At 56.5% G+C, this 20,681-nt stretch carries 18 protein-coding genes and 3 tRNA genes; 13 read left to right on the top strand and 8 right to left on the bottom strand.

All coding sequences use genetic code 11. The features are described from left to right. Window positions 1-125: 125 nt before the first annotated feature. Entirely contained in the window at window positions 126-3,212 is a 3,087-nt protein-coding gene (locus tag ACXUPB_RS17425; protein ID WP_472953656.1) for an efflux RND transporter permease subunit, read from the bottom strand. After that, the gene (locus ACXUPB_RS17420; RefSeq protein WP_472953654.1) at window positions 3,196-4,317 is read right to left on the bottom strand and encodes an efflux RND transporter periplasmic adaptor subunit; all 1,122 of its coding nucleotides are present in this window, start codon (window positions 4,315-4,317) and stop codon (window positions 3,196-3,198) included. Before ACXUPB_RS17420 ends, ACXUPB_RS17425 begins: the two co-directional genes overlap by 17 nt. A 238-nt stretch (window positions 4,318-4,555) precedes the next feature. Between ACXUPB_RS17420 and ACXUPB_RS17415 the strand changes: the two genes are divergently transcribed. After that, window positions 4,556-5,530, top strand: a complete 975-nt coding sequence (locus ACXUPB_RS17415; protein ID WP_022519687.1) for a malate dehydrogenase — start codon at window positions 4,556-4,558, stop codon at window positions 5,528-5,530. A 282-nt stretch (window positions 5,531-5,812) separates the two neighbouring features. Here the strand turns inward: ACXUPB_RS17415 and hisC are convergent, their stop codons facing one another. After that, a complete protein-coding gene (gene hisC / locus ACXUPB_RS17410) occupies window positions 5,813-6,874 on the bottom strand; it encodes a histidinol-phosphate transaminase (protein WP_008957638.1) in 1,062 nt (353 codons plus the stop codon). A 168-nt stretch (window positions 6,875-7,042) separates the two neighbouring features. Between hisC and ACXUPB_RS17405 the strand changes: the two genes are divergently transcribed. The 4 genes from ACXUPB_RS17405 (at window position 7,043) to mnmH (ending at window position 11,196) form a co-directional block, all read left to right on the top strand. Further along, on the top strand, window positions 7,043-7,489 hold the full coding sequence (locus ACXUPB_RS17405; RefSeq protein ID WP_472953652.1) for a copper resistance protein NlpE N-terminal domain-containing protein: 447 nt from the start codon (window positions 7,043-7,045) through the stop codon (window positions 7,487-7,489). A gap of 157 nt (window positions 7,490-7,646) precedes the next feature. Continuing rightward, window positions 7,647-9,017, top strand: a complete 1,371-nt coding sequence (radA, locus tag ACXUPB_RS17400; RefSeq protein WP_008957636.1) for a DNA repair protein RadA — start codon at window positions 7,647-7,649, stop codon at window positions 9,015-9,017. 56 nt (window positions 9,018-9,073) lie between these two features. Next, on the top strand, window positions 9,074-10,111 hold the full coding sequence (gene selD / locus ACXUPB_RS17395; protein ID WP_472953651.1) for a selenide, water dikinase SelD: 1,038 nt from the start codon (window positions 9,074-9,076) through the stop codon (window positions 10,109-10,111). Beyond that, on the top strand, window positions 10,108-11,196 hold the full coding sequence (mnmH, locus tag ACXUPB_RS17390; RefSeq protein WP_472953648.1) for a tRNA 2-selenouridine(34) synthase MnmH: 1,089 nt from the start codon (window positions 10,108-10,110) through the stop codon (window positions 11,194-11,196). Before selD ends, mnmH begins: the two co-directional genes overlap by 4 nt. An 18-nt stretch (window positions 11,197-11,214) precedes the next feature. Here mnmH and ACXUPB_RS17385 read toward each other — a convergent pair whose 3' ends face one another. Beyond that, window positions 11,215-11,904, bottom strand: a complete 690-nt coding sequence (locus ACXUPB_RS17385) for a type 1 glutamine amidotransferase (RefSeq protein WP_179917036.1) — start codon at window positions 11,902-11,904, stop codon at window positions 11,215-11,217. A 123-nt stretch (window positions 11,905-12,027) separates the two neighbouring features. On the opposite strand from ACXUPB_RS17385, the gene ACXUPB_RS17380 reads away from it, so the two are divergent. Further along, on the top strand, window positions 12,028-12,630 hold the full coding sequence (locus ACXUPB_RS17380; RefSeq protein ID WP_035555802.1) for a YjaG family protein: 603 nt from the start codon (window positions 12,028-12,030) through the stop codon (window positions 12,628-12,630). Window positions 12,631-12,687: 57 nt separating this feature from the next. Here the strand turns inward: ACXUPB_RS17380 and hisF are convergent, their stop codons facing one another. From hisF to hisB, 4 genes are all read right to left on the bottom strand, one after another. Then, window positions 12,688-13,461, bottom strand: coding sequence for an imidazole glycerol phosphate synthase subunit HisF (gene hisF, locus ACXUPB_RS17375; protein WP_008957631.1), 774 nt, complete (start codon window positions 13,459-13,461; stop codon window positions 12,688-12,690). Continuing rightward, window positions 13,458-14,204 carry a 1-(5-phosphoribosyl)-5-[(5-phosphoribosylamino)methylideneamino]imidazole-4-carboxamide isomerase gene (gene hisA, locus ACXUPB_RS17370; protein ID WP_179917037.1) on the bottom strand — a complete coding sequence of 249 codons (747 nt, stop codon included), beginning with the start codon at window positions 14,202-14,204 and terminating at the stop codon, window positions 13,458-13,460. The genes hisF and hisA overlap by 4 nt, the downstream gene beginning before the upstream one ends. 11 nt (window positions 14,205-14,215) lie before the next feature. Next, window positions 14,216-14,857 (bottom strand): imidazole glycerol phosphate synthase subunit HisH, encoded by a 642-nt coding sequence (hisH, locus tag ACXUPB_RS17365; RefSeq protein WP_035555799.1) that lies wholly within the window; start codon window positions 14,855-14,857, stop codon window positions 14,216-14,218. Between the two features lie 76 nt (window positions 14,858-14,933). Further along, window positions 14,934-15,527, bottom strand: a complete 594-nt coding sequence (hisB, locus tag ACXUPB_RS17360; protein ID WP_035555798.1) for an imidazoleglycerol-phosphate dehydratase HisB — start codon at window positions 15,525-15,527, stop codon at window positions 14,934-14,936. A 229-nt stretch (window positions 15,528-15,756) separates the two neighbouring features. On the opposite strand from hisB, the gene ACXUPB_RS17355 reads away from it, so the two are divergent. The 7 genes from ACXUPB_RS17355 (at window position 15,757) to ACXUPB_RS17325 (ending at window position 20,623) form a co-directional block, all read left to right on the top strand. Beyond that, window positions 15,757-16,239 carry a GNAT family N-acetyltransferase gene (locus ACXUPB_RS17355; RefSeq protein WP_008957627.1) on the top strand — a complete coding sequence of 161 codons (483 nt, stop codon included), beginning with the start codon at window positions 15,757-15,759 and terminating at the stop codon, window positions 16,237-16,239. Further along, window positions 16,240-18,579, top strand: coding sequence for an AsmA family protein (locus ACXUPB_RS17350; RefSeq protein WP_035555797.1), 2,340 nt, complete (start codon window positions 16,240-16,242; stop codon window positions 18,577-18,579). 105 nt (window positions 18,580-18,684) lie between these two features. Next, window positions 18,685-19,779, top strand: coding sequence for an A/G-specific adenine glycosylase (gene mutY, locus ACXUPB_RS17345; protein ID WP_472953644.1), 1,095 nt, complete (start codon window positions 18,685-18,687; stop codon window positions 19,777-19,779). 48 nt (window positions 19,780-19,827) lie between these two features. Continuing rightward, window positions 19,828-20,103: an oxidative damage protection protein gene (locus ACXUPB_RS17340; RefSeq protein ID WP_008957624.1), complete on the top strand. Its 276-nt coding sequence runs from the start codon at window positions 19,828-19,830 to the stop codon at window positions 20,101-20,103. A gap of 215 nt (window positions 20,104-20,318) precedes the next feature. Beyond that, window positions 20,319-20,394: transfer RNA gene (locus tag ACXUPB_RS17335), tRNA-Phe, on the top strand. 6 nt (window positions 20,395-20,400) lie between these two features. Beyond that, a tRNA-Gln gene (locus ACXUPB_RS17330) sits at window positions 20,401-20,475 on the top strand. 72 nt (window positions 20,476-20,547) lie between these two features. Then, window positions 20,548-20,623, top strand: a tRNA-Thr gene (locus tag ACXUPB_RS17325). Window positions 20,624-20,681 lie beyond the last annotated feature (58 nt).

The following is a 20,681-nucleotide window of genomic DNA, read 5'->3' as shown; positions in this document are numbered from 1 at the left end:
GGGAGGAGTCCCTTTCATTGAGGAGCGCAGCGACGCGGCAATCTCTTTGGCTGTAGCTCAATCCCGAGATTGCTTCGCTTCACTTGCAATGACATGAGGGCTGGCAATGGCACGTTTATCCGCCATTAATGATGTCTACGCAGCTTCCCTCCAATCACCAACATACAAGGCGTAAGCAGCAGCGTGAGTGCGGTGCCGAAGGTGAGGCCGCCAGCGATGGCGCTCGACATTTGTGTCCACCACTGGGCGGAGGGCGCATTAAAGCCGAGGGCAGGGGTAAACAGATCGACATTGATTCCCAGCACCATCGGCATCAGACCTAAAACCGTGGTAATCGCCGTTAACAGCACCGGGCGCAGGCGTAAACAGCCCGCTTCCAGTGCGGCCTCGCCGGGCGTCATGCCTTCCCCGCGCAGCTCGTTGTAGGTATCGATCAACACGATATTGTTATTAACCACAATGCCCGCCAGAGCAATCACCCCCATCCCCACCATGACAATGCCAAAAGCCTGTCCGGTTATCAGCAGCCCCATCAGCACCCCCGCGGTGGAGAAGACAATTGCCGAAAGCACCAATCCCGCCTGATAGAAACTGTTGAATTGGGTCACCAGAATCAGCGCCATCAAACCGATAGCGATCATGAACGCGCTGGCCAGGAACTGCATCGACTCCTGCTGATCCTCCTGCTCGCCCGCCACATTGACCATTAAGCCATCAGGCAGGCTATCGCTACCCGCCTCTAACAGCGCCCGCAGGCGCTCATCGGCAAGATAACCGGGAGCGAGATCCGCATCGACGGTAATCGCCCGGCGGCCGTCGATACGGTTCAGGGTGCCCACTTTGGGGGCCGGTTCCAGGGTTACAAAATGCGAGATAGGCACCTGCCCCCGCTGGGTATTGATGGTCAAGCGCTCCAACTGATCCAGCGAACGCCAGTTTTGCGGCAGACGCACGCGGATATCCACCTCATCGCTGACTTCGGGCGGGCGATAGCTCGCCACTTGCAGGCCTGTAGTCAGCAGCTGCACCGCGCTACCAATGGTGGTGACATCAGTGCCCATGCGCGCCGCTGCTTCACGATCCACATTAACCCGCCACTCCACCCCCGGCACGCTACGGTTATCCTGAATGTCGGTAAAGCCACCCAGATCGCGCATTAACTGGGTAAGTTGGTTAACCCCTGCATCGGCAACGTCAGGATTCGTGGCGCTCACTTCCAGCACAATCGGTTTGCCGCCACCAGGGCCCATCTCCTGCTCCTGAAACTCCAGCGTAATACCGGGAATATCCCCTGCGCGCTCTGCCATATCGTCCAAAATAGCCTGGGCAGGACGGCGCTCATGCCAGTCGATAAACTGGAACTGCAGCATGCCGATCACGTCATTGCCCATCTGTTCGTTGGGCACCGCAAACGAGCGCGCATACAGCGCCCTCACTTCGCTCATGCCAGATAGCTGCGCTTCCACCCGCTGAACGATGGCATCGGTCTCGACGGCAGAAAAATCGCCCCGGGCGCGTACCAGCACCTGGGCGCTGTCAGGTTCCACGCTGGGGAAAAAGTCGACGCCGTGGTTGAAGCGTGCATAGCCGGTATACAGCAGCGCCATTAACAGCACCGTCACCAGCAGTACCCAGGCTGGGTGCTTGAGTAGCCTGGACAACAGGTGGCGATAACCCCGCCCAAACGACGTCGTCGCTTCTTCATGGTTGTTATCTGCATGTGTCGCGTCTGTTTGTTTGGCCTCCGATCGCGTAAACAAGCGCCCCAGCGTGGGCAAAAATATCAGTGCCATGGCCAAGGATGCTAAAAGGCACAAAATCACCGTGGCGGGCAGGTACTTCATAAACTGGCCGACCACGCCGGGCCAGAACAGCAGGGGAATAAACACCGCGAGCGTAGTGGCGGTCGAGGCGATGACCGGCCAGCTCATGCGCGAAGCCGCGTTAAGCCACGCCTGATGGGGTGTTTGACCATCACGTAAATGGCGATCAGCAAGCTCACTGACCACGATCGCGCCGTCCACTAGCATGCCCGCCACCAGAATCAGCGCGAACAGCACCACGATATTGAGCGTGAAACCAAATGCCCACACCAGCAGGATGCCGGTCAAGAAGGCGCCGGGAATGGTCAGGCCTACCAACAGCGCCATGCGCCAGCCCATTACCGCGACCACCACAATCAGTACCAGTACCACGGCGGTGAGTACGTTGTTGAGCAGCTCGGAGAGCATATTTTCAACAGTGGTCGACTCATCCAGAATTGTGGTGAAGCGAAGCTGCTCAGGCAATAAATCATCGGCTTCCGCCAGACGCTCACGCACCGCACCAATGGTGGCGATGATATTGGCCCCGGCACGTTTGGAAACTTCCAGCACCACCGCAGGCTGATCATCAATACGGGCGAAGCCCTCCGGCTCTTTATAGGTAGGGTTAATCCACGCCACATCACCAAAAGTAACGACGCGATCCTCATCCACCTTGACCGGCATGTTCATGACATCCTCAAGGGACTCAATAATGCCGGGGACTTTTAATGCCAAGCGTCCCGCGCCGGTATCCAAACTGCCTGCTGCGACCAAGCGGTTATTGCGCGATACCTGATTAAACAGCGCATCAAAATCGACTCCATAGCTCTCAAGCACCAGCGGATCAACGACAATTTCCAGCAGGTCTTCCCGCTCACCGGCGATGTCCACTTCCAGTACATCGGCGATGCCTTCGATCTCTTCCTGCAGGCGCCGTGCGATCGTCATGCGTTCGCGGGTATCCAGTTGCCCGGAGAGGCCGATAGTCAACACCGGAAATTCCGACACATTGACTTCCATGACCCGTGGCTCATCGGCCTCGTCAGGCAGCTCGCTGCGGGCGATATCTACGCGATCACGCACGTCGGTTAGCGCGGTATCGGGGTCAAAGCCAGGGTCGAACTCCAACGTAATCGAGCCATGGCCTTCGCTGGACTGGGCAGTAAACTTGCGCAGCCCCTCAATGCCGCGCAGTTCCTGCTCCATGGGGCGTATCAGCAGCCGCTCACCATCCTCGGGACTCACACCCTCTAGCGACAGCGAAACGTAAATCATCGGGATGGTGACGTCGGGATTGGCTTCTTTAGGGATCATCTGCCAAGCAGTGATGCCCGCCAACAGTAGGCTCACTAACAGCAGTAGTGTCGTGCGGGTGTGGTCTAGCGCCGCATTAATCAACTGGCGCATGAACGCTATCCTGTCCGGCTTGCGGTTGCGAAATAATGGCGTCTTCAACCGGCACCGGTGTCACCGTTTCGCCGGCATCCACCATGCCAGCGCCTAGCGTAATGAGGCGCAGCGGGTCGGGTAGGCCGGTCACATAGGCGCGCTGTATATCGGCGCTTACCAGTTCTACGGCGGTCTGCTGCACCTGATCGTTCTCATCCAGGTGCTTGACCGCCAGTTGGCCCTCACTGTTCAAACTAAGCAGCGCAGGCGACAGAGTGTGCACCTGGCGGGGCGGCAGCGTAATCGTCAGTTCCGCGCTACCACCGGCTAGACGTTTACCCGCCGGGTTATCGAGGGTGGCTTCGATGTAAAAAGTGCGCGTGGCCTCTTCGGCACGGTGGCTGATAAAGGTCAGCTCGCCTTCCAGATGGTCGCCATTCAGCAGTCGCGCGGTGACCGGCAAGCCCTCGCTCAATTCGCCTATCTGCTGCTGGGACACCCAGGCTATACCCTTCAAACGGCGATCATCCACCAGCTGAGCCCACTCTTCCCCGGGCTGTAATAGGTCGCCTACCTCTACCTGCACGCGATCGATCACACCATCAAAAGGCGCAGTAGGGCGGCTGTCATCCAGTTGCTTCTGCAGTTGGGCCACCGACGCGGCGCTGGCGCTGAGGGAACTCTGTAGGCGCAAAAGCTCGGGCTGTGAAATCAACTCCCGCTGGCGCAGGTTGCGCGCCCCGGCATACTCCGCCTCAGCGACCGCTAGCTCGTCACGGGCCTGCTGAAGTTGTTCAGGCAGGGCGTCGTTATCCAGTACCAGCAGCCTGTCGCCCGCCTCAACGCGGCTGCCTTGGGCCACCGGCTTTTCGGCCACAAAGCCTGCGACGTTGGCACGCAGGGTGGTTTCGCGTTCAGCGGTCAACTGGCCTTGGATGATCTGTTGGGGAATAAACGGCGTACTCCGCTGCAGCGCAATTTCGACCCGTGGCCCCGTGTCGTTGCGGGGAGAGGCTTCCGGCGCACTGGTTTGAAAGCGCTGAAAATTACCAAAGGCGAGCCATAGCACCAGCACCAGCACCAGTAAGCTAGCCAACGCATAAGAGAAGGGGATTTTCCGCATGGAGCGTCCATGTCCTTAGCAAAACAAGAAAGGAGGGCATAAAGCCGCAGATACCATAGCGCAACTCAGCCTTTTCAGCGAGCAGCAAGCCGTTGAGCGAATGGCAAGCGTGGTAAATGGGTAGTAGTCTCATGTCTGATTGAGTTTTTGCTCGACTGGGCATACCATCTTTGCGTCTTGAGTTCTGTTGAGCCACTCCTCAGGAACCATCCCTAGGCGAACCTATCAAGGAGCAATGATGAAAGATCCAGTACGTATTGCGATTACCGGCGGCGCCGGTCAGATCAGCTACTCTCTTATTTTCCGCATCGCCGCTGGCGACATGTTGGGGCCGGATCAGCCTGTCATTCTCCAGCTTCTGGAAATTCCCCAGGCAATGGACGCCCTGAACGGCGTGGTAATGGAAGTCAATGACTGTGCCTTCCCGCTAGTACAAGACATCGTTGCTACCGACGATCCGAATGTCGCGTTTAAAGACGCCGACTTCGCCCTGCTGGTTGGCGCACGTCCGCGTGGTCCGGGCATGGAGCGTAAAGACCTGCTGGAAGCCAACGCCGCGATCTTCTCCGTACAAGGTAAAGCGCTGAACGACCACGCTAGCCGTGACGTGAAAGTGCTGGTTGTGGGTAACCCGGCTAACACCAACGCGCTGATCGCTTCCTGCAACGCGCCGGATCTGGATGCTGGTCAGTTCACCGCCATGACGCGCCTGGACCACAACCGCGCCCTAACCCAGCTGGCACAGAAAACCGGCAAGCACGTCACTGACGTTGAAAACATGATCATCTGGGGCAACCATAGTGCCACCCAGTATCCGGATCTGGCCCAGTGCAAAGTCGACGGCAAAGCAGCGTTCGATCTGGTTGAGCGTGACTGGTACGAAAACGATTTCATCCCCACCGTGCAGCAGCGCGGCGCGGCGATCATCAAAGCACGTGGCGCTTCCTCTGCCGCTTCTGCTGCCTCTTCCGCCATCGACCATATGCACGACTGGGCGCTGGGCTCCAAAGGCATCGTCAGCATGGCGATTCCCTCTGACGGCAGCTACGGCATCGACGAAGGCATCATCTACTCCTACCCAGTGCGTTGCCAGGGTGGCAAGTATGAAATTGTTCAAGGCTTCGAAATTGACGAGTTCAGTCAAGAGAAGATGAAAGCCACCGAGAAAGAACTGCGCGAAGAGCGTGCAGCCGTCGAGCACCTGCTCGGCTAAACGCACCCGCTGACGCTGTAATATAAGCGGCAATCAACGCAACCCGCCCCTGCAAGCTATGCTTGCAGGGGCGGGTTGTTGGGCGGAAGAAAAGCAGCCGACAAAAAATGGCGCTCAAGTCTTACAACAAAGTAAATTATCAGGTCAGAACAACCTTTGGCGAGGACGCTGCAAACCCGGTTATGGTCGCTATATTCGCCATCGGACCGCCATATGGATGCGGAATAGCATGGAGCCTTTTTCGGCCATGGCGAATGACCCCTGCTACGGGTTGGTTCTGCGCTAGTCCAAGATTGTTTCTAGTGCTTCAATCAAGCTATCCATCTCATCATCGGTGCCGATGGTGATGCGTAGGAAGTTGTTGAGGTCTGATGTATTAAAATGGCGCACCAGGATACCCCGCTCACGTAGGTCCATAAATAGCTGAGCACCTGCATAATCAGGGTGTTGGGCAAGCACGAAGTTAGCCTTCGAGGGCAATACCTCAAAGCCTAGCGCTTCAAGACGCTGATGGGTACGCTCACGCGTGGTAATGACATGCTCGCGGCAGGCTTCGAAATGCTCGACATCTTTCAGAGCGGCGATGCCTACTAAGCTTGCTAAGCTATCCACTGGGTAAGAGTTGAAAGAGTCTTTTACCCGCAGTAAGCCATCAATCAATTCCTCAGAGCCCACCGCATAACCCAGCCGCAAGCCTGCCAAACTGCGGGACTTAGAAAACGTACCGGTGACAAGCAGGTTAGGGTAGCGATCAATCAGCGTTACAGCACTCTCTGCACCGAAATCGACATACGCCTCGTCCACCAGCACTACGCGATCTGTGACGCGCTTAAGCAGTGCCTCTATCGTCGCGAGCGAGTGAGCGTGTCCGGTAGGGGCGTTTGGATTAGCGAAAATAACGCCGCTGCGGTTAGTAGCCGCCGCAAGCGCATCAATATCGACTTCCCACTGCTTATTGAGCGGATGCTTACGCAGCTCAACGCCATAAAGATTGGCGTAAACAGGGTAAAAGCTATAGGTAATGGCAGGCACGTCAAGCGGCGCCTGATGGCAAAAGAAGGCCTGAAATGCGAACGCCAACACTTCATCGGAACCGTTTCCGACAAACACTTGGCTGCTGGCTACCTTAAATGTCTCCGCCAGCGCTTCACGCAGTGCTTTAGAGGTAGGGTCAGGGTAGAGGCGCAGATGGTCTGTTGCATAATCGCGCAGTGCCTTACCGACGCCTGGAGCAGGTGGGTAAGGGTTTTCATTGGTATTGAGTTTAACAAGCTTCTCGCGTGGCTGCTCACCGGGCACGTAAGGCGTAAGTTCGCGAACGGCCGGACTCCAGTATTGGCTCATGAGGGTAACCTGATTATCCTAGCAAGGTATGCCATGGTCGCTTGAAGGCCAACTAAGCGCAAGCATTCGCATCGCGCTAGGGGTGTGCGTTGCACCTTGAAGCGGTTATGCTGTCACAAGTGCGCGTAAATGAATGTGATGTCCAACACGAGATGAAGGAGACACTCTATGCAACTTAAGAGTTTGCTAGCCGGTTCGGCTATGTTGGCACTATTAGCTGGCTGTGCAAGCGGTCCGATGGAACAGCAGCAAGAGGAAGCAGCGACCGCACAGGCTAATTACCAGGGCTCGCTACCTTGCCGCAACTGCGATGGTATCGATCTGGATGTCACGATGATGGGTGAAGAGATGAGCGCGACGGAAGAGCGCACTTTCACACTGAACGCTACCTACCGGAACCATCCCCAAACCCCTCCCGATGAAAATTATGCGGGTAACTGGGAAGTGCTGACCGGAACGCCGTCTGACCCAGACGCCACCGTTTACGAGCTGACGCCAGATGGCGATGGCCAAATCTATTACTTCATGCGTATTGATGAGAGCACGCTGGAATTGATTGACCCAGAACGTCGTCGTTTTGAAAACGGTGAAATGCTGCAGCTAAAGCGCCAATAACGCGCTAGTCAGCAGTATCAAAGGCGGCCACTGGCCGCCTTTTGTGTTTGTCGAGGCAAGGCCTGACGCGAGTGGCAATGGTCAGTGGCTTTTAATGCAGGTGGCAACGTAGTGAATGTTGTCAAATAGCGACAGCAACAGTAGGAGTGTAATGGCAGTGGCCAAAGCTAAAAGCGCCTTTGTATGCACTGAGTGCGGCGCTGAATATCGCAAATGGCAAGGGCAGTGTAGTAGTTGCCAAGAGTGGAACACTCTAAGCGAGGTGCGTTTAGAGAGTGCGCGCCCTGGTGGCGGAGCAGCCTCTGGGCGCTCAGGCTACACAGGTGATCTCTCGCGAGAAGTGATTGATCTTGGCAATGTTGATCTCAGCGAGGTTCCTCGCATGAGTTCCACGTTCGCTGAGTTTGACCGCGTGTTAGGCGGCGGGCTGGTACCCGGCTCGGCGGTTCTGTTGGGCGGGAATCCTGGTGCAGGTAAATCAACGCTGCTACTACAAACGGCCTGTAAGCTAGCCCAGCAGCGCCGTATTCTCTATGTGACGGGGGAGGAGTCGCTCTCTCAGGTAGCCATGCGTGCCCACCGCCTGCAACTGCCCACCAACGGTTTGAAAATGCTGGCCGAGACCAGTGTGGAAACTATTCTGGCGGTATCTGAGCGTGAAAAGCCGGAAATCCTAGTGATCGACTCGATCCAAACCATGCATCTGGAAGACATTAGCTCAGCGCCTGGTGGCGTTGCTCAGGTGCGCGAGTCAGCCGCCGCGTTAACGCGCTTTGCCAAGAAGACCAATACCGTTCTGCTATTAGTGGGGCACGTGACCAAAGACGGTTCGCTGGCGGGTCCTAAAGTCCTTGAGCATATGATTGATGCGTCGCTGTTATTAGAAGGCGGCGCAGACTCACGCTTTCGCACCCTGCGGGGTCAGAAAAACCGCTTTGGTGCCGTTAACGAGCTAGGCGTCTTCGCGATGCTTGAGCAGGGTCTTAAAGAAGTCAAAAACCCCAGCGCGATTTTTCTCTCCCGCCAAGAAGTGCAAGCGCCCGGTAGCCTGGTGATGGTGGTTTGGGAAGGTACGCGGCCAATTCTGGTCGAGGTGCAGGCACTGGTAGATGAGTCTGCGCTTGGCAATCCCCGCCGGGTAGCTGTTGGCGTTGATCAAAATCGCCTGGCCATGCTGTTGGCAGTGCTCAACCGCCACGGTGGCCTGTTTACCGGTGACCAAGACGTATTTCTGAACGTTGTCGGTGGTGTCAAAGTGCTTGAAACCAGCGCCGATTTGGCAGTGCTGCTGGCAGTCGTATCTAGCCTGCAAAACCGCGCGTTGCCCAAAGAGTTAGTGGTATTCGGTGAAGTTGGGCTTTCTGGCGAAATACGCCCAGTGCCTAGTGGCCAAGAGCGTATTGCCGAGGCGGCCAAACACGGTTTTCTGCGTGCCATCGTGCCGCGGGCCAATGCACCCAAGCAGGCGCCAAAAGGCATGGAAGTGATCGCCGTGGATAAGCTCAGCGATGCGCTGGAAGCACTGTAGCATGTGCCATACTGCGTTAAACTGATGATATCCCCTAAGTGCCAAGGAGAGCCACGATGAGTTCGATTCGCTTGACCCAATATAGCCACGGCGCCGGCTGCGGCTGCAAAATTGCCCCGGACGTGCTGGATGGGATTCTAGCCAAAGCGGGGCCAGCTGCGGGTCATAAGCAGCTTATTGTCGGCAATCAAGGACGCGAAGATGCTGCCGTGTATGATCTGGGCGATGGCCGCGGCATGATCGCCACCACGGATTTCTTCATGCCAATTGTCGATGATCCCTTTGATTTTGGGCGTATCGCGGCGACCAATGCGATCAGCGATGTTTACGCCATGGGCGGCACGCCGGTAATGGCGTTAGGCATTCTAGGCTGGCCATTGGATAAGCTTAGCGCTGAAGTGGCTGGTGATGTGATGGCCGGCGCGCAGGCGGTGTGCCGGGAATTAGGTGTTGCCCTGGCCGGTGGCCACTCTATTGATGCCCCAGAGCCCATTTTCGGGTTGGCCGTTAACGGCTTGGTCGATCTAGACAAGCTCAAGCTTAATAGCACCGCCAAACCTGGTGATCTGCTGTTCTTAACCAAGCCGCTGGGTATCGGTATGTTAACCACCGCCGAAAAGCGTGGCTTGCTGGAAATGGGCCACCATGGCCTTGCCCGCGAAACCATGCTCAAGCCTAATAGCATTGGCATAAAGCTTGCCGATGTGAAAGGGGTGAACGCCATGACTGATGTGACCGGTTTTGGCTTGGCCGGCCACCTTGCCGAAATGTGCCAGGCCAGTAATGTGATGGCCCAGATTGATTTCCGTAAGCTGCCGCGCTTAGCCGAGGCAGAGTCCTACCGTCGCCAAGGCGCAGTGCCTGGCGGCACATTGCGCAATCGTGATGCGCTGGGGGAGAGCTTGCCCGCCATGGATGAAGCCCACTGGCAGTGGCTGTGTGATCCACAAACCTCTGGCGGACTGCTCATTAGTGTCGATCCTGCCTGGGAAGATGACGTTGAGCGCATTGGCCGCGAATTCGGTCTGTCATTACACTCATTCGGGGTAATGAAAGCGCGCCAAGGTAAAGCCTCTATTGAGGTGGTCGGGTGACGCTAGCCACCCGACCAGCGGTATTAAGCCTAATCAAAGAAGAGCGGCCGCTAATAGATGTGCGCGCCCCGGTCGAGTTTGCCCAGGGCGCACTGCCTGGCGCCGTCAATCTGCCGTTAATGATTGACGCTGAGCGTCATCAGGTAGGTATCGCCTATAAACAGCGGGGCCAAGCCGCGGCGATTGCGTTAGGCGAACGCTTAGTCAGCGGTGAGGTCAAGCAAGCTCGAATTGCAGCGTGGCAGGCGTATTTAGCCGAGCGTCCAGATGCATTGATTTACTGCTTTCGCGGTGGGCTGCGCTCACAAATTGCTCAGCAGTGGTTAGAAGATGCCGGCATCTCAAGACCACGCTTGGAGGGTGGTTGGAAAGCCATGCGCCAAGCGCTATGTGAGCGTATTGAGACGGCCGCGCTGCAGCCGATACTGGTGGTCGCAGGGCTGACTGGGTGTGCAAAAACGACGTTGATTAATCAGCTCGATAACGGCGTTGATCTCGAAGCCTTCGCGCACCATAAAGGCTCTGCTTTCGGGCGCAGGCCGGAAGAGCCTGCTACCCAAATCAATTTTGAGCATGCGCTGGCCAAACGATTAATCAGCTTAACTGAAAGGCTGGTTATCGAAGATGAGTCCCGCCAGATTGGCAGTGCCAATATTCCCTTGAGCTTCTGGCGAGCATTGCAGCAAGCGCCCCGTGTGCGTATCGAAATGCCGCTGGATTGGCGCCTTGCTCAAATTCAGCAGGATTACATTATCGATTTAGAGCAGGCCTATGCCGCTCGCTATGGCGCCTATCAGGGCTGGCAGTTGATGCAGGCGCAGTTAAGTAATGCGCTGATCCGTCTGGGCAAGCGTTTGGGTAATGCACGGCTGCAGCGTTTGCAGCGGCTTCAGGCACTGGCGTTTAACGAGCATGCCCACGGTAATCCTCAGGCCCATGAAGCGTGGCTCGCGCCACTGCTTACCGAGTACTACGACCCGCTCTACCGCTATCATTTAGACAAGCAGCGCGAGAGCACACCACCAGAAATCCATGTCGGTGATTGGGAGAGCTGCCTGGCGGTTGCCAGGCAGTGGAACCGATAATGGCTGCACGGGCTGCTGTTAGTTCGTTTTTAACCACTGGGTCATCACGCGGTCAAGCAGCGGTGCTAGATGAATAAAGCGATTGGCATCCTCAAGGATTTGCGCATCGTCCTGAACATAGCGGGCGGCGGTAGGTGAGGCGCTGGGCCGCTCGGCCTCGCTCAACAGGTGGTTAACGCTGGCAGGCGTGGCTTCCAAATGGCATAGCAGGCTGATGACGCGGCCGCTATCCCAGGTAAACCCCTGCAGCGGTGCGGCTTCACTGCCCCCCAGGGCAAAGGCATCATCGGGCAAGCTGAAGACATAACGATGCCACATAAAGGCGCAAAACGACTCGGGCAAATCCAGTGAGCTTTCCGGTGCCAGGGTGACCGTATGCCACCCGGTTTCAGCGTAAGTGCCGGGAGCTACCACTGCGCCGAGCGCTTGTGCTATCCAGTGAGCGCCAATGCCAATCCCCAATAACGGTTTTTGACCATCCAAGTAGCGGTTGATCAGTTTATCTTCTGCTTTAAACCACGCTGGTGATTGGCTGAGTAGCGTTTCAGGCCCATCAAGTGCAATCAGTGCATCAGATTCGTTTGGGCGGGGCGTTAACTCGCCAGCATAGAGATGAAAAACGGTGTAACTATGGCCCATACTGGTAAGCCAGTCAGTTAAACGGGCGGGGCCATGGTCAGGGCCGTGCTGTAGCAGATGAATATGCATGGTAATCTCCTCGCCGGCCGTACAATCATCAAAGCGTTAGGGGATCGCCCCAAGCGTAGAGAGACGATAACGTACCCGCCACATTTCACCAATATCCCACGTAAAGCGATCCAGGAAATCAGTATGGTGCCGAAACCTCAGGGCTTTTATTTACGGCTGCAAGAACTCCCACTACCGGCCCAGCAAGCCTTTATGGCGGCGCTGTGTGAGCGTTTGCTGCCTAACTATGTGCTGTATGAGCAAACCACAGGCCACGGCGATAGCCATACGCTGCGTACCGTGCTGAGTTTGGTGTGGGAACGGCTTAATGTGCCCAATGCCAGTATCGACTTTGCTCGCCAAGCGGAGAAGCTCGCCGAATGTGAGCCTTCCGAAGAGGATGACAGCTTTGGCGCTCGGCGTGCGCTGGATGCAGTGGTATCGGTCTCGGCGCTGCTGGACACCCTACAAGGCGACTCCCCAGAGGCCGTGCTGGATGTTAGCCGCACATCCCGAGCGGGCGTGCGTGCCTTTATAGAGCTCACTGAAGGTGAGGTTGACGCACAAAAACTGGCGCTGATTATTCGCGACCATCCGCTGATGGCCGACGAGAACGACTTCCAGGATGCCGTATTGGAAATGGTCAGCGAACCGCTGGATAAAGCGGCACTAAAAGAGGTGCGTGAATTAGGGCGCAACGGTGGGGTCAGTAATCTTGGCTTATCGCTTGAAGATACCGGGGCTTAAAGCCCCGGTAGGATTACGTCTTAAAGGCTATGTTCTTAAAGACAAAGCTCTAAAAAACTAAAGCCGCATTTCGATACCGCGTTCGGCCATGTAGCGCTTTGCTTCAGGGATGGTGTATTCGCCAAAGTGGAAAATACTGGCGGCCAGCACCGCGTCGGCACCGCCTTTCAGTACGCCATCCACCAGGTGATCCAGGTTGCCTACACCGCCAGAGGCAATCACTGGCACGCTCACCGCTTCAGAAATCGCGTGAGTCACGCCCAGGTCAAAGCCAATCTTGGTGCCGTCGCGATCCATGCTGGTGAGCAGTAGTTCGCCCGCTCCGAACTCCACCATCTTCTTCGCCCACTCAACGGCGTCAAGGCCTGTGGGGCGGCGGCCACCGTGGGTGAATATCTCCCAGCGGGGTGTTTCGCCCTCTTTCGAGACGCGCTTGGCATCGATCGCCACCACAATGCACTGGCTACCGAAACGCTCGGCAGCTTCGCGCACAAACTCAGGGTTGGTGACCGCGGCGGTGTTGATCGAGACTTTGTCCGCCCCGGCGTTCAGCATGGTGCGAATATCGTCACAGCTACGAATCCCGCCGCCCACAGTCAGCGGAATAAACACTTCGCCAGCAATGCGTTCAACCATTTCCACCGTTGTGTCGCGGTCTTCGTGGCTGGCGGTAATGTCAAGAAAGGTGATCTCGTCGGCGCCCTGCTGGTTATAACGCTGGGCAATCTCCACCGGATCACCGGCATCGCGGATACCGACGAAATTGACGCCTTTGACTACGCGCCCGGCATCGACGTCCAGGCAGGGAATAATGCGTTTGGTGAGGCTCATGAACCGCCTCCCGTTAGCTGGTCGCTCAATCGCTGTGCTTCGGCGACATCCAGGCTGCCTTCGTAAATTGCCCGGCCGGTAATCGCACCCAAAATGCCGCTATCGGCAACTTCGCAGAGTGCTTTGATGTCGTCCAGGTTGGTCACACCGCCGGAAGCAATCACCGGTAAGCCGCCTTCACGGGCAAGCGCAGCGGTGGCTTCGACGTTGACGCCTTGCATCATGCCGTCGCGAGCAATGTCGGTGTAGACGATGCTGGAGACACCATCGTTAGCGAAGCGCTTGGCCAGCTCAGTCGCCTTGATCGTTGATACTTCAGCCCAGCCGTCGGTGGCGACATAGCCATCTTTGGCATCAAGCCCAACAATCACATGGCCTGGAAAGGCGCGACACATTTCGCCAACGAAGTCGGGCTCTTTTACTGCCTTGGTACCGATGATCACGTAGGCGACACCGGCACTTAAATAGTGCTCGATGGTTTCCGCACTGCGAATGCCACCACCAATTTGAATCGGCAGGTTCGGGTAGGCACGGGCGATAGCGGTAACTGCGTCACCGTTCACCGGCTTGCCTTCAAAAGCACCGTTCAAATCGACTAAATGAAGGCGGCGGGCGCCAGCCTCTACCCATCGTGCGGCCATGGCTACTGGGTCATCACCGTAGGAGGTCGCATCTTCCATGCGACCCTGCTTCAACCGGACACACTGGCCGTCTTTGAGATCAATAGCGGGAATTACCAACATACAAAATCCTCTCAGGGCGTCCAGGTGACAAAGTTTTCAAGCAGGCGAAGGCCCGCGCGAGAACTTTTTTCCGGGTGAAACTGCACCGCGAAGGTCGAATCTCGACCAATCGCGACATGGGCGTTTACCTTGCCGTATTGGGTCGTACCAAACACCTGGGCATCGTCATCCGCATTTACGTAGTAGCTGTGCACGAAGTAGAAGTGCTCACGGTTATCAATACCTGCCCACAGAGGGTGGTCGTGATGCTGCTCGACAACATTCCAGCCCATGTGCGGTACTTTCAAACGCTGCTCGTGGGCGTCGCGCATATCACCAGGGAAACGGTCCACGCTGCCTTTAAAAAAGCCCAGGCACTCAACGCCGCCATTCTCTTCACTGCGCTCCAGCAACATCTGCTGACCCACGCAGATACCCAGCAGCGGTTTGGCCTGACGGGTGAGAATATCCTCCACCAGCCCGCGTAACTCGGTGCGCTCAAGCTCGCCAACACAGTCACGAATAGCTCCCTGGCCAGGTAGCACCAAGCGCGTCGCGCCAAGAATACGTCGCGGGTCGCGGGTGATGACTACATTCTCATGCGTCACATGCTCCAGCGCCTTGGCCACGGAATGCAGGTTGCCCATTCCATAGTCGATCACAGCAATGGTCATGAAGCGCTCCTTGTGGAGGTAGAGGGATAGTAGCTAGCGGCATCGCTTGTCACATAGCTCGTCACATAGCGCAGCATTACAAGCTCCCTTTGGTGGAGGGCATTTGGCCTGCCATGCGGGGGTCTTCCGCCACGGCCATACGTAGCGCTCGGCCGAAGGCTTTAAAAATCGTTTCTGCCTGGTGGTGAGCATTAAAGCCTTTGAGGTTGTCGATATGCAGCGACACGCGAGCGTGATTGACGAAGCCTTGGAAAAACTCCCAGAACAGCTGGGTGTCCAAGCTACCGATGGTATCTCGGGTGAACTCAACATTCATGTAAAGCCCCGGCCGGCCGGAAAAGTCGATCACCACCCGAGAGAGTGCTTCATCAAGGGGTACATAGGCGTGACCATAGCGGTAAATGCCGCGCTTATCGCCAATGGCTTCAAAAAAAGCCTGGCCTAGCGTAATACCCAGGTCTTCTACGGTATGGTGGTCGTCAATATGCAGGTCGCCAGTGGCATTGATGTCGAGATCGATCATCCCATGGCGGGCAACTTGATCAAGCATATGATCCAAAAACGGAACGCCGGTTTGGCAGCTAAGACGGCCTTCGCCGTCGAGATTGACGCTGACGTTGATCTGGGTTTCGTTGGTGTCACGGCTAACCGTGGCAATACGCGCTGACATGTTGCATCTCCTGCGCTAAGGCGCACTCTGAGGGATTACCCTGAGGAACGATCCTGTGAAATGGCCGGTGGCTTTGTATCAACTTACCACTGTGGATCAGGGCATAACCTGTGGCGAAGCAACCATTATAGTGAATTGGCGCCCTCATCCGCTACAATGCGCGAAATGTAGCTGCAATCAATTGCAGCAGAAATAGCAGCCAGGCTGCTTTGGCGAAGAGGATTTCACCATGCCGGTGACACTGCACCACGTCGACCAGGCCCGTTGGGAAGCCGATGAGCAAGTGCGCCTTGACCTAATGCGCATTTATGAGGATGCGCCCCAAGAGCGCATGCCCACCCCAACGGTTGAGCCATTTATTGAACAACATTTTAAAGGTCAGCATTTTTTTGCCTGTGCCCATTTCAATGATCGGCTGCTGGGGGCTGTCGCCGTGCAAGAAGGCGAAGACCGGGCGTGGTGGTTGTCTGAGCTCTGTGTGCGTAAAACTACGCGCCGCCGTGGCGTCGGTTCGCGCTTAATGGCGCTGCTTGGCGAGCAAGCCAAACAGGAAGGCCGTGTATTGCGGATAGAAACTTCCACCTTACCATTGGCTGACCGCGTGCTGCTTTCCAAATTAGGCTACCGGCCTATGACCAATCCAGAAACGCCAGTGCCGGGAATGCCCGCCACCAGCGATTTTGTTGAGTTAGACCCACAAGGGAAAGGGTAAATGAAACAGCTATTACGTATTTTGCTGGCAGCGGTCGGTATTATTGCCATCGTTGCGGTCGCCGCCGTGGTGTATGTCACCACTTTCCTGGACCCCGAAGATTTCAAACCTCGTTTAACGGCTGTCGTGGAAGAGCAAACCGGGCTCAATCTTGCGCTGGAAGGTCCTATTACGTGGTCATTCTATCCTCGTATCGGTGTGAGTGTAGAACAGGCCCGTGCCTGGTTGCCCGAGCAAGCTGAAGAAAGTGCCGCCTTCGCCGCCATTGATCGTGCCGAAGTCAGCGTAGCATTCGGTCCGCTACTGCGTGGAGAAATTGCTGTAGACGGCCTCACGCTGGACGGTATGCGCCTTAATTTAGAGCGCGACGCTCAAGGCGAAGGCAACTGGGAACCCTTGCTGGAGCGACTCTCCGAGCATAACGACGGCACCGCTGAAACGGTGTTGGCGCCCGCCAGTGCAGGGCCTAATGCTGATGCGGGAAGTCTGGCAGTGGTGTTGAGCATCGCCAGCGTCGAAGTGAAGAATGCCGATATTCGTTTCCGCGATGCACAAACCGAAGCGCTGTGGCGAATGCAGCAACTCAATATTTCAGGCAGTAACGTCAACCCGGTGCGCGCCTTCCCGCTCAAGGCAATGTTTACGCTGACCAAGCATAACCGGCTGGATGCCGAAGTGCTGGAGCGCACCCCTGACCTGAGCAGCGAGATCAATCTCGAAACCCGCGTGCGGCTTGGCTTGGCAGACGAGCTTTTCGTGCTGGAAAATATGGCGCTAACCACGCGAACGACGCAAGGTGCAGGGAGCGAACCACAACAGCTCAGCTTAAAAGCGGCTGAATTGGTCGCCCGCATGGGGGAGCAACAGCTTTCGATCACAGAAGGGGTGCTTGAAGCAGGCCTGCGCAACGCGGATAACTGGCAAGGTAGCCTGGCGCTGGCACTTGCCTTTGGTCTGGAGAGTGATTGGCAAGCACAAACGGCGCAGTTAAAAAACCTGCAGCTCACCGGGCCGGATGGCCTAAAAGTTAGTGGCCACCTCAATGTTGAGCAACTGCGCGATGCCCCACGCTATCGCGGTCAGTTAACCGCGGCCCCGTTTACGCTGCGCCCCTGGCTGACTCGTGCTGGCATTACGCTCACCACAGCGGGCGAGGCCGCACTTAGCGATGTGGCCATGACCAGCCCTATTGAAGGGGATGCTGAGCAACTCTCTTTGTCTAGCCTCTCGTTGGTGGTCGATGAAAGCACCTTTACTGGCGAGCTGACCGCCGCGTTGGATGGCTCGCGCCTAGCGTTTGATTTAGCCGGTGATCAATTGGATCTGGATCGCTATCTACCCGGTGCCGCTACCGCCGAGCAGGCTAGCCGTAGCCTGCTGCGTAAAGCCTTTGCTCAGGTTTCCAGCACATTAGTGCCGCAATCGCTTCTTACTCGGCTGTCACTTGAGGGTGATTTAAGCGTCGATAACCTCATCTTGGCAGGATTAACGTTCAATAACCCTAGCTTACAACTGCGTGGTGACGACGGTATTCACCGGCTAACGGCATTTGAGTCGGGCTTCTACGAAGGCGAGCTCAGCGCTACCGGTCAAGTCGATGCCACGGGCTCTATTCTGGAATGGGCGCTTTCGCCAACCATTAACAGCGTTCAGGTGGCACCGTTGATTGAAGCCATCAGCGAAGGAGAGGAGCCGTCACCACTGCGCGGTCGCTTTAATTTATCTGGCGGCCTTACGAGTCAAGGCAATAGCCGCGAAGCGCTCATCAGCAACCTTAATGGGGACCTGACGGCTCGTCTGAACGATGGGGCTATTTTAAATACCAACATTTCCCAGCAAATGTGTGAACTGGTAGCCCAGTTAGGAGGCGAGGGCACGCTGCGCGAATGGCACACCGATACCCGCTTTGAGCGTTTCGATGCCACCTTCCAAATCAGCAATGGTTTAGTCGAGAGCGACGATCTACTGATCACTCTGCCCGGCATTGATGTTCAGGGGGAGGGCGAACTCAATCTTACCAGTATGAATTTTAACACCCAGGCGAATGCCCGCTTAGTAGACACCGCCGACGCGGCTTGTGAGGTGAATCCCCGCTTGGAGCAACTGCCGCTGCCCGTTCGTTGTGAAGGACATTTAGGCGGTGAGCGCACTGAGTGGTGCCGCTTTGACCGTGAAACATTCCAGGCGGCGGTAGTCGACCTGCTGCGCAACGAAGCTGGCGAGCGCGTCAATGAAGAGCTGGAGGAGCGTTTAGGCGATACATTGGACCAGTTGGATGAGCGTTTAGGCGAAGGCGCTGGGAAGGAGCTGCGTGACGGGCTGCGCGGCCTGTTTAACTGAGCATTCTCACCCCAAGCAAACTGAACCGATAAGTGCTGCGCCGGCCTAACCGCCGGCGCTTTTTTATTAGCCCCTTTGATCCCCCTTTCTGTTTAAGGAGCGTGCATGGCAGATATGCCCAAACCGCGGCTGGCGGCAGACGAATTTCAACAACGCCTACTGGCTTGGTTCGACCGTTACGGCCGTCACGACCTGCCGTGGCAGTCGCCACGCAGCGCCTATCGCGTCTGGGTGTCGGAAATCATGCTGCAGCAGACCCAGGTCACCACCGTCATTCCTTACTTCGAGCGTTTTATGGCGCGCTTTCCCACCCTGGAGGCACTCGCTACCGCGCCGCAGGATGAAGTGCTGCACCTCTGGACAGGGCTTGGCTACTACGCCCGTGCGCGCAACTTGCATAAAGCCGCCCAAGTTGCGTTGGCGGAGCATGGTGGCAAATTGCCAACAGACAGTATTGACGAATTGGTGGCACTGCCCGGCATTGGCCGTTCCACCGCAGGCGCTATCATTGCGCAAAGTAGAGGGGAGCGGGCTGCCATTCTGGATGGCAATGTAAAGCGCTCGCTCACCCGGCTGCATGCACTGCCCGGCTGGCCGGGCAAGCCTACCGTGGAGCGAAAACTGTGGGCGCTGGCCGAGTACTACACGCCAACAGCGCGGCTGGCGGATTACACCCAGGCGATCATGGATTTTGGCGCCACGCTATGCAAACGCAGCAAGCCAGATTGCCCAAGTTGCCCGTTTAACGATGTTTGTTTGGCCTATGCGCGCGGTGAGCCCCAGCGCTACCCGGAATCCAAACCCAAAAAGGCGCTGCCCACACGACAAACGATCATGCTAATGCTGCGTGACCCGGAAGGCCGGGTATGGCTGGAAAAGCGCCCTCCTAGCGGTTTATGGGGTGGGCTGTGGGGCCTGCCGCAGTTTGACAAGCATAGCGAGCTCAACGATTGGCTGGAAGCTCATGCCGTTAACCCCGCGCGTGAACGTGCGGCGCCCAGTTTTCACCATACGTTCAGCCATTTTCGCCTGGAAATTACCCCGCAACCCGTGACCTGCGATAGGCTGGGTGGTGTACGCGAAAGTGGCGTATGGTACGACATCAACCATCCGCCCGCGCTGGGCTTGGCAGCCCCGGTTAAAGCGCTGCTCAGCCAGCTAACGCCATTTACCCTCAATCCCACCCCAGGCCACGCCTAAGCGTTATCTGGGGCTATAAGTAACCAGTCACTTCAAGAGGAGTACGTTATGAGTAACACGGTTTTTTGCCGCAAGTACCAGAAAGAGCTCGAAGCGCTGCCCTTTCCGCCCTTGCCGGGTAAGCAGGGCCAGGAGATTCAGGCGACCGTTTCCAAGCCCGCCTGGGAAGCGTGGCAGTCGCTGCAAACGCGTTTGATCAATGAGAAGCACCTCAACATGCTCGACCCTGAATCACGTGCCTACCTGATGGAACAGATGCAGCGCTTCCTGGACAATCAGGAAACCGATCAGGCCGAAGGGTATGTACCGCCCACTCAGGCATGACTTTGCAGGTCCGCTATCGCTTCTCTGCCATGTGAAAAGCAGGGCAACTGACTTGTAATGAGTAGGGCCAGGCTTAGATGGGAAGACTCCGCAGCGCATGCTTCTCATCGCACCGGTGTAGAGCAGAACACTCCTAAGCATCCGTCTCGCAAGAAAGTTTCACAAAGGTGTTGACGAAAAGCGGCGATTTTAGTTTAATACGCACCGTTGGCAGCGGCCAGATAGCTCAGTTGGTAGAGCAGGGGATTGAAAATCCCCGTGTCGGCGGTTCGATTCCGTCTCTGGCCACCACACTGCTGGGGTATCGCCAAGTGGTAAGGCACCGCTTTTTGGTAGCGGCATTCCCAGGTTCGAATCCTGGTACCCCAGCCATTGCCAACAAAATTTCTTGTTGATTGCAAAGCCTAACAGCGAAGCAATCATGTTCTCAAGAAAACGTGAAGCGCCGACATAGCTCAGTTGGTAGAGCAACTGACTTGTAATCAGTAGGTCCCGGGTTCGACTCCTGGTGTCGGCACCACTAAAAAAGTGGTTAAAAACAACACGTTAGAGACTTAAAAAGGCTGCCTTCAACGGTG

Source organism: Vreelandella sp. DA03-1M (genome assembly GCF_055725665.1).
Note: the sequence above shows the minus strand (reverse complement) of the source record. Positions and strands in the feature narration are given on the sequence as shown.